This is a genomic window from Pantoea sp. Pa-EAmG, from assembly GCF_030024295.1.
Classification (GTDB): domain Bacteria; phylum Pseudomonadota; class Gammaproteobacteria; order Enterobacterales; family Enterobacteriaceae; genus Pantoea; species Pantoea dispersa.
The window spans coordinates 1-9,169 of the sequence record NZ_JASEWO010000174.1 but is presented as its reverse complement, the minus strand read 5'-3'; the positions used below and the strand labels follow the sequence as shown (position 1 = coordinate 9,169).

The following is a 9,169-nucleotide window of genomic DNA, read 5'->3' as shown; positions in this document are numbered from 1 at the left end:
AACAGATGCGTAACCTGGTGGTGCAGCATAAATATCAGCGATTGTTATGGGAACGTTATTATCGCTCGCGGCTGATTCAGGACTATATCAGCGGGATGACGGACAATTACGCCTGGGATGAGTATCGTCGGTTGATGGCGGTGGAATAAGCGCAGTTTTGTAAAGACGAAGAATAAATTTTTACCTTTGCCCAATACTTTATCAGGAACTTCGCGCTAAAAACTTAATCTCACCATCACGACCACAGCAATGGTCTGCACGTTAATTTCAGAGAGACACAGACGAATGAAAAAAAGCACATTAATGTTAAGTGCGCTGGCGCTTAGTCTGGGCATGGCGTTAAGCCCTGTCAGTGTTTTCGCGGCGGAGACAGCGTCTTCCTCCAGTCAGCAACTGCCCAGCCTGGCACCCATGCTGGAAAAAGTGATGCCTTCCGTGGTCAGTATCAGCGTGGAAGGCAGCACCACGGTGAAAACCCCGCGCATGCCGCAGCAGTTCCAGCAATTCTTTGGCGATAATTCCCCGTTCTGTCAGGACGGATCGCCGTTCCAGGGTTCACCCATGTGCCAGGGCGGCGGCGGTGACGGTAGCGACGATGGCGCCAACGCGCAGAAGCAGCAGTTCCGCGCACTCGGTTCCGGCGTAATCATCAACGCCGACAAAGGCTATGTGGTTACCAACAACCACGTAGTAGATAACGCCACCAAAATTCAGGTACAGCTGAGCGATGGCCGTCGCTACGATGCTAAGGTCATCGGCAAAGATCCGCAGTCTGACATCGCGCTGATTCAGCTGCAGGATGCGAAAAACCTGACGGCAATTAAGATCGCAGACTCCGACAATCTGCGCGTCGGTGATTACACCGTGGCCATCGGTAACCCGTACGGCCTGGGCGAAACGGTCACGTCCGGCATCGTCTCAGCGCTGGGGCGCAGCGGCCTTAACGTCGAAAATTACGAAAACTTTATCCAGACCGATGCCGCCATCAACCGCGGCAACTCCGGCGGTGCGCTGGTTAACCTGAACGGCGAGCTGATCGGTATTAACACCGCGATCCTCGCACCGGACGGCGGCAACATCGGTATCGGCTTTGCCATCCCGAGTTCCATGGTGAAAAACCTGACCGCGCAGATGGTGGAGTATGGCCAGGTGAAACGCGGCGAGCTGGGCATTATGGGCACCGAGCTCAACTCCGAGCTGGCTAAAGCGATGAAAGTGGATGCGCAGCGTGGCGCCTTTGTCAGCCAGGTGCTGCCAAACTCCGCGGCGGCGAAAGCCGGTGTGAAAGCGGGCGATGTGGTGGTTTCCATGAACGGTAAAGCGCTGACCAGCTTTGCGGCGCTGCGTGCAGAAGTCGGCTCGCTGCCGGTCGGCACCAAACTGCAGCTGGGTCTGCTGCGCGATGGCAAACCGCTCAACGTGACGGTTGAGCTGCAGCAGAGCTCACAGGATAAAGTGCAGTCCGCGACGATTTACACCGGCATTGAAGGCGCCGATCTCAGCAACGTCGACAGCAATGGCCAGAAGGGCGTGCGCGTTGACAGCGTGAAAGCCGGCAGCGCTGCGGCACGTATCGGCCTGAAGAAAGGCGATGTGATCCTCGGTGTGAACCAGCAGGCGGTAAGCAACCTTGGCGAGCTGCGTAAAATCCTCGACACCAAACCGTCGGTGCTGGCGCTCAACGTCAAGCGCGGCGACAGCAGCCTCTATCTGCTGATGCAGTAATCCTTTTATTGGTCTCTCAGGCGAGCTTCGGCTCGCCTTTTTTATTGCCTGTATGCTGCTGCGCCCCAGTCATCTGTGCCTTCCCAGTGTGACCGCTGCCGCAATTCCGGTAATCGCCCTGCGGCTATGTGCAGTTGCACAATGCCAGGGGCAATCGGGATGCGTATTCTGTCGGTTCGTCCCGAATTCTGGAGTGTTTGATGGCCACCTATCATCTTGATGCGCGACTGGCTCAGGATATCGTTGCCCGCACCATGAAAATTATCGATAGCAATGTCAATGTGATGGATGCGCGCGGCCGCATTATTGGCAGTGGCGATCGCGAGCGTATTGGCGAATTGCACGAGGGCGCGCTGCTGGTGCTGTCACAGGGCAGGGTGGTTGATATTGACGAAGCGGTGGCTAAACACCTGCACGGCGTGCGGCCGGGCATCAATTTGCCGCTGCGCATTGATGGCGACATCGTCGGCGTGATTGGCCTCACCGGCCAGCCCAGCACGTTACGCCACTACGGCGAGCTGGTGTGCATGACGGCAGAGATGATGCTGGAACAGGCGCGCCTGCTGCATATGCTGGCGCAGGACAGCCGCCTGCGCGAGGAGCTGGTGCTGAACCTGATCCGCAGCGATACGCTGTCGCCGGCGCTGAACGAATGGGCGCAGCGACTGGGCATCGATCTCAATCAGCCGCGCGTGGTGGCGGTGGTGGAAGTGGACAGCGGACAGCTGGGGGTCGACAGCGCAATGTCGGAGCTGCAGCAATTACAGACGCTGCTGACCACGCCCGATCGCGACAACCTGATCGCCATTGTTTCGCTCACCGAAATGGTGGTGCTGAAGCCAGCGCTGAATGCCCATGGCCGTTACGATCAGGACGATCATCGCCGCCGCGTCGATCAACTGCTGCAGCGCATGAAAGAGAGCGGTCAGGTGCGGATGCGCATCGCGCTCGGCAATTTCTTTACCGGGCCCGGCAGCATTGCGCGCTCTTACCGCACCGCCCGCACTACCATGATGGTGGGCAAACAGCGCATGCCGCAGCAGCGGAGCTTCTTCTATCAGGATCTGGTGCTGCCAGTGCTGCTGGATAGCCTGCGCGGCGGCTGGCAGGCCAGCGAGCTGGCACGTCCGCTGGCAAAGCTGAAGAGCATGGACAATAACGGTTTGCTGCGGCGCACGCTGGTTGCGTGGTTCAGCCATAACGTGCAGCCGAGCGCCACGGCGCGCGCGCTGTTTATTCATCGCAATACGCTGGAGTACCGCCTGAACCGCATCTCGGAACTGACCGGCCTTAATCTGGCGAACTTTGACGATCGGCTGCTGCTGTATGTGGCGCTGCAGCTTGATGAGCAGGCATAAAAAAGGCCAGCAGCGGCTGGCCTGAGAAGCGGCGGGAATTAGCGACCGTTGCGGGTCAGCTGATCGAGATCGGATTCGATTTCCGCGATTTTGTTCGACACCACGTTCTCCAGATGGCGCAGATCGGCGAGGATTTTGCGCTTCAGATCCACTTCTACCTGATCGCGCTGGCAGATCTGATCCAGTTCGTCGATCACGTAACGCAGGTTAGGGCTGATTTCCTGAATCTCTTTATAACCCTGGGTGGTGTGATCGGCCACCACGGTTTTGCGCTGACGCGGGTATTTAAACTTCACGCTTTTGGCGAAGAACTCGCCCTTGTCTTTGCGGAAGTAGATTTTCAGGATGTCGTTGTTGGCTTCCTGACGCAGGCTGTAGCGGTCAATGTCTTCAGGATTGCTGATACCTAAGCTTTTCAGGTTGTCGTACATAGCGTTTATATTCCATCTAAGAGTGGGTGAGCGCGCAGGACTATCATCATCATTCGGGATGCGGCAGATACGCAGCAACCGGAACGCTTACGGCATACTTAATCAACTGTAGACACAAAAACCGGGATGAACAGTGCGCGACCGGAGTTAACTGGCGCGGATTATGAACTGTTTGAAAAATAAACGCACCTGTTAATTCGCGGCGCGAAACAGGTAATTGTCATCTGAGTGTAAACAAAAAATTACGGGCCCGAATACGGACCCGTTGGCAGGAGGCAATACCTGTGTGAAAGCTTAGTCGATGGTACGCAGCAACTCGTTGATGCCGGTTTTTGCCAGGGTTTTCGCGTCCACTTTCTTCACGATCACGGCGCAGTACAGGCTGTAGCTGCCGTCTTTTGATGGCAGATTACCTGAAACCACCACAGAACCTGCTGGTACGCGACCGTAATGCACTTCGCCGGTTTCGCGATCGTAGATTTTGGTGCTCTGACCGATGTAGACGCCCATTGAGATCACTGAACCTTCTTCGACGATCACGCCTTCAACGATTTCAGAGCGTGCACCGATGAAGCAGTTATCTTCGATGATGGTTGGGTTAGCCTGCAGTGGCTCCAGCACGCCGCCGATGCCCACGCCGCCAGACAGGTGTACGTTTTTACCGATCTGGGCACAGGAACCCACGGTTGCCCATGTATCCACCATGGTGCCTTCATCAACGTAAGCGCCGATGTTGACGTAAGAAGGCATCAGTACGGTATTACGTGCAATGAATGCGCCCTGACGCACGGCTGCTGGAGGAACGACACGGAAGCCGGCATTTTTGAAGCGAGCTTCATCCCAGTTGGCAAACTTCATTGGCACTTTGTCGTAGAAACGGGTTTCAGCGCCATCAATGACCTGGTTGTCATTGATGCGGAAAGACAGCAGCACTGCTTTCTTCAGCCACTGATGCGTTACCCACTCGCCGTTGATCTTTTCAGACACGCGCAGCTCACCGCTATCCAGCAGGCCAATCACCTGTTCGATGGCTTCACGGGTCGCGCTGTCTACGCTGGCAGGCGTGATGTCGGCGCGGCGCTCAAAGGCAGATTCGATAACGCTCTGTAACTGTTGCATATTTAATTCCTGAGTCTGTCATTGCGGATGCACGCCAGCTGGCGTGCAGAGTAAAATTATCGGGCAAACATCCTTCATGCTGCAGAACGGTGGCGCGCCTATCGGAGCGAGATCCACGGATGGGCCGGGTCACCAGGCCAATGCATCGGCAACGTGAAGAATGGAAGCCGGGTCACATTTTATCGTTTGGATTAAGTACCTCTGTCAACCGTTGTTGCAGCACGGAGCGCATTTCTCCATCCAGCGCACGTCGTTCGCTGTTGGCAAGGATGAACAAATCCTCCACCCGTTCGCCGATGGTGCTGATGCGGGCGCCGTGCAGCGAAACGCCGAGGTCAGCAAACACTTCGCCGACGCGCGCCAGCAAACCCGGCTGGTCCAGCGCCACCAGCTCCAGATAGCTGCGGCGGTCGGTATGGGTGGGCAAAAAGTTGACTTCGGTATCGACGCTGAAGTGTTTCAGACGTGACGACGGCCGGCGCGTACGCGGTGGCACCCACTGCGTTTGGGTGATCGCCTGCTCCAGCGCCTGAATAATCAGCGGATGGCGATCCGCTGCCAGCGGACTGCCGTCCGGCTCCAGCACAATAAAGGTGTCCATGGCCATGCCGTCGCGGCTGGTAAAGATCTGCGCATCGTGCACGCTCAGATTACGGCGGTCGAGCTCTCCGGCTACGGCGGCAAACAGGTAAGGGCGATCCGGGCTCCAGATGAAGATCTCGGTGCCGCCGCGCGTGGCTTGCGGGCTTACCAGCACCAGCGGTTTGCTGAGGTCATGGTTGATCAGATGCCGCGCGTGCCACGCCAGCTGGTTGGGCGTATGGCGCAGGAAGTAGTCGGCGCGGCAGCGGCTCCAGATATGGTGCAGGCGCTCTTCATTGAGATTTTCCATGCGCAGCAGCGCCAGCGCCTGCAGCCGGTGATGACGCACGCGCTCGCGCAGATCCGGGCTGTTCTCCATACCGCGGCGCAGCTGTTTTTCGGTGGCGAAGAACAGCTCACGTAGCAGGCTCTGTTTCCAGCTGTTCCACAGGCTTTCATTGGTGGCGCAGATGTCGGCAACCGTCAGGCAGGCCAGATAGCGCAGCCGGTTTTCATTTTGCATCACTTCAGCAAACTGCTGAATCACCGTGGGGTCCTGAATGTCGCGACGCTGAGCAGTCACCGACATCAGCAGGTGATGACGCACCAGCCACGCCACCAGCTGCATTTCGCGCGAATTGAAGCCGTGCAGCTCAGCAAAGTCCAGCGCGTCCTGCGCGCCAAGAATCGAGTGGTCGCCGCCGCGCCCTTTGGCGATATCGTGCAGCAGCGCGGCCATCAGCAGCAGCTCCGGCTGCGGCAGGCGCGGCCACAGCTCGACGCACAGCGGGTGCATCGGGCGCGTGGCTTCGTCGGCAAAACTTTCCAGCTTCTGCAACACGCGGATGGTGTGCTCATCCACGGTGTAGGCGTGGAACAGGTCGAACTGCATCTGGCCGACAATGTTGCCCCACAGCGGCGTATAAGCCCACAGTACGCTGTGGCGATGCATCGGCAACAGCGCCCGCTTTACCGCGCCAGGGTGGCGCAGAATCGCCATAAAAGTGCGGCGCGCTTCGGGGATCTGACACAGCGGCTGTTGCAGATGACGGCGGGCGTAGCGCAGCTGGCGCAGCGTGGTGGAATAGATGCCGGTGATGGTTTCGTTACGCACCATCACGTAAAACATGCGCAGAATCGCCTGCGGCTCGCGCTCAAACAGCGTGGGATCGCGCAGGTCGATCAGATTACCGCGCAGCTGAAAATCCTCATCGATGCTGCGCGGCTTCTCGGTGGTCGACAGCGCCAGAATGGCTTCGTCAAACAGCTGAAGCAGCATCTGGTTCAGCTCGCCGATACGGCGCGTGACGCGATAGAAATCTTTCATCATGCGCTCAACCGGCTCATTGCCTTCGCCGCCATAGTTGAGGCGCTGTGCCACGTTGAGCTGGCGATCGAACAGTAGGCGGTTATCGTAGCGCGGCAGCGTCAGGTGCAGCGCGAAACGGATGCGCCAGAGAAATTCCTGGCACTCATTGATTTCATTGCGTTCGGCTTCAGTGAGAAAGCCAAAGCCGACCATCTCATCCATGGTGGTGGCGCCAAAGTGGCGGCGCGCGACCCACTGCAGAGTATGAATGTCGCGCAGCCCGCCCGGGCTGCTTTTGATATCCGGTTCGAGGTTGTAGCTGGTGCCGTGATAGCGCTGATGGCGTTCCAGCTGCTCCTCAATTTTGGCGGCGAAGAAGCGTGACGACGGCCAGAAACCGTCGCTGAAGATATTCTTTTGCAGTTCGAGAAACAGCGCCACGTCGCCGGTCAGCATGCGCGACTCAATCAGGTTGGTGGCGACGGTGAGATCCGACAAGCCCTCCAGCAGACACTCTTCCAGCGTGCGTACGCTGTGGCCGACCTCCAGCTTGAGATCCCACATCAGCGTCAGCAGTTCTGACGTGCGCTGCGCGGCAGCTTCGTCCAGTGGCTGACGGCTCAGGATCAGCACGTCGATGTCCGACAGCGGATGCAGCTCGCCGCGGCCATAGCCGCCCACCGCCACCAGCGCGATCTCTTTCATCTGGTCAAAGCCAAACAGCCGCCACAGCCGGCGCAGCAGGCGATCGATAAACAGCGTGCGCGCATCAATCAGCGATTCGATATCGCTGCCTGCGTCAAAAGCGCTGCCCAGATGCTGCTGGAACTGTTCAAGATACTGTTTGAGTTTGTCGCGCGTCAGCGCGTCGTCTGGCCAGCTGGCGGGGGAATCGGTCAGGCCTTTGTGTACTGCTTCGGTCACGCTACCACTCATCAACATGCCTCTTCTGCGCCATAAAAAGCGGGCTTAACGCCGTGATGCCGTTCAGTTAGCCACCGTCCGTGACATCACCGCAGTAGCGGCGCGGGTTAACGCGCAACTGATGGCGCCGCTACGGGAGGTGCAGGGATGGGTGAACCTAAACTGACAGGCGTTCGTTTTGAGCCGGCCTGTTATCCTGATGACGAGCGTTACGCGTTGTTTTCCAGCACCGCTGGAATAGTGTCGTCGGCGCGCAGCGTCAGGATCTCACAGCCGTTTTCCGTCACCACAATAGTATGCTCATACTGTGCGGACAAGCTGCGATCTTTGGTTTTCACCGTCCAGCCATCTTTCATGGTGCGGATGCGATAATCACCGGCGTTTACCATCGGTTCGACGGTAAACGTCATGCCAGCCTGCAGCACCACACCGCTGTCGTCGGCATCGTAATGCAGCACCTGCGGCTCTTCATGGAAACCTTTACCGATGCCGTGTCCGCAATACTCGCGCACCACGGAAAAATCCTGTGCTTCCACGTATTTCTGAATCGCCCGGCCCAGTTCACGCAGGCGAATGCCCGGCTTCACCAGACGCAGCGCAATGTACAGGCTCTCCTGCGTAACCCGGCACAGGCGCTCACCCTGAATCGTCGGTTTGCCGACGATGAACATCTTTGACGTATCGCCATGGTACTCATCTTTGATCACCGTGACGTCGACGTTAACGATATCCCCGTCTTTCAGCACGCGATCGTCGCTGGGAATACCGTGACATACCACTTCGTTGACCGAAATACACACCGATTTCGGGAAGCCGTGGTAGCCGAGACAGGCTGAAATGGCCTGCTGCTTTTCGGTGATGTGCTGGTGGCACAGACGGTCAAGCTCGCCGGTGGTGACGCCTGGCACGACGTGTGGAGCAATCATCTCCAGCACTTCGGCAGCCAGACGGCCCGCCACGCGCATTTTTTCGATTTCTTCTGGGGTTTTGATTGAAATGGCCATTAAATAATCCGCAATCGCCGAAATTTTCGACAATAATGAGTTCTGTGGCAGTCATGTTAGCAGCCAGCAATTAGGCTGCCAAATCGTGATCGTTCACGCCTGTCGCCGCGAACTTCTGTTGGCGTATTCCTGCGCATTATGGTATAAAGCGCGCCGACGATTCTCTGTCACCTTCGTGGTTGGCGAGAAACGCATAAAACTCACTTTGTGTACTAAAACACACATGTATCGACACATACGCCGGGGTGCCTTGAAAGAGGTCGGTTGTATGGGATACATGGAGGCCCAACCCCAATCATACTTTAGAGGTAATCATGGCAACTGTTTCAATGCGCGACATGCTCAAGGCTGGTGTTCACTTTGGTCACCAGACCCGTTACTGGAACCCGAAAATGAAGCCTTTCATCTTCGGCGCACGTAACAAAGTTCACATCATCAACCTTGAGAAAACTGTACCAATGTTCAACGAAGCCCTGGCTGAGCTGAACAAGATCTCTTCCCGTAAAGGTAAGATTCTGTTTGTTGGTACCAAGCGCGCTGCTGCCGAAGCGGTAAAAGAGTCTGCACTGAGCTGCGACCAGTTCTTCGTTAACCACCGCTGGCTGGGTGGTATGCTGACCAACTGGAAAACCGTTCGTCAGTCAATCAAACGCCTGAAAGATCTGGAAACTCAGTCTCAGGACGGTACTTTCGACAAACTGACCAAGAAAGAAGCAC

8 protein-coding genes are annotated in these 9,169 nt (G+C 57.0%); 4 read left to right on the top strand and 4 right to left on the bottom strand.

Annotated elements, in window-relative coordinates:
* The 3 genes from QMM04_RS18435 to QMM04_RS18425 form a co-directional block, all read left to right on the top strand.
* Positions 1-149: hypothetical protein (locus QMM04_RS18435; protein ID WP_282996722.1), on the top strand; the 149-nt coding region annotated here is incomplete at its 5' end.
* Between the two features lie 136 nt (positions 150-285).
* Complete coding sequence (gene degP, locus QMM04_RS18430) at positions 286-1,725, top strand: serine endoprotease DegP (protein WP_058759526.1); 1,440 nt, start codon at positions 286-288, stop codon at positions 1,723-1,725.
* A gap of 200 nt (positions 1,726-1,925) precedes the next feature.
* Positions 1,926-3,083: a CdaR family transcriptional regulator gene (locus tag QMM04_RS18425; protein ID WP_021507495.1), complete on the top strand. Its 1,158-nt coding sequence runs from the start codon at positions 1,926-1,928 to the stop codon at positions 3,081-3,083.
* Positions 3,084-3,121: 38 nt separating this feature from the next.
* On the opposite strand, the gene QMM04_RS18420 is transcribed toward QMM04_RS18425, so the two are convergent.
* The 4 genes from QMM04_RS18420 to map form a co-directional block, all read right to left on the bottom strand.
* Positions 3,122-3,514 carry a DUF3461 family protein gene (locus QMM04_RS18420; protein ID WP_010616197.1) on the bottom strand — a complete coding sequence of 131 codons (393 nt, stop codon included), beginning with the start codon at positions 3,512-3,514 and terminating at the stop codon, positions 3,122-3,124.
* Between the two features lie 294 nt (positions 3,515-3,808).
* A complete protein-coding gene (dapD, locus tag QMM04_RS18415) occupies positions 3,809-4,633 on the bottom strand; it encodes a 2,3,4,5-tetrahydropyridine-2,6-dicarboxylate N-succinyltransferase (protein WP_058972680.1) in 825 nt (274 codons plus the stop codon).
* A gap of 172 nt (positions 4,634-4,805) precedes the next feature.
* The gene (glnD, locus tag QMM04_RS18410; protein WP_282996721.1) at positions 4,806-7,460 is read right to left on the bottom strand and encodes a bifunctional uridylyltransferase/uridylyl-removing protein GlnD; all 2,655 of its coding nucleotides are present in this window, start codon (positions 7,458-7,460) and stop codon (positions 4,806-4,808) included.
* 197 nt (positions 7,461-7,657) lie between these two features.
* On the bottom strand, positions 7,658-8,452 hold the full coding sequence (map, locus tag QMM04_RS18405; RefSeq protein WP_021507491.1) for a type I methionyl aminopeptidase: 795 nt from the start codon (positions 8,450-8,452) through the stop codon (positions 7,658-7,660).
* 314 nt (positions 8,453-8,766) lie between these two features.
* On the opposite strand from map, the gene rpsB reads away from it, so the two are divergent.
* Positions 8,767-9,169 (top strand): 30S ribosomal protein S2 (rpsB, locus tag QMM04_RS18400; protein WP_282996720.1); only part of this gene is annotated, 403 nt, incomplete at its 3' end.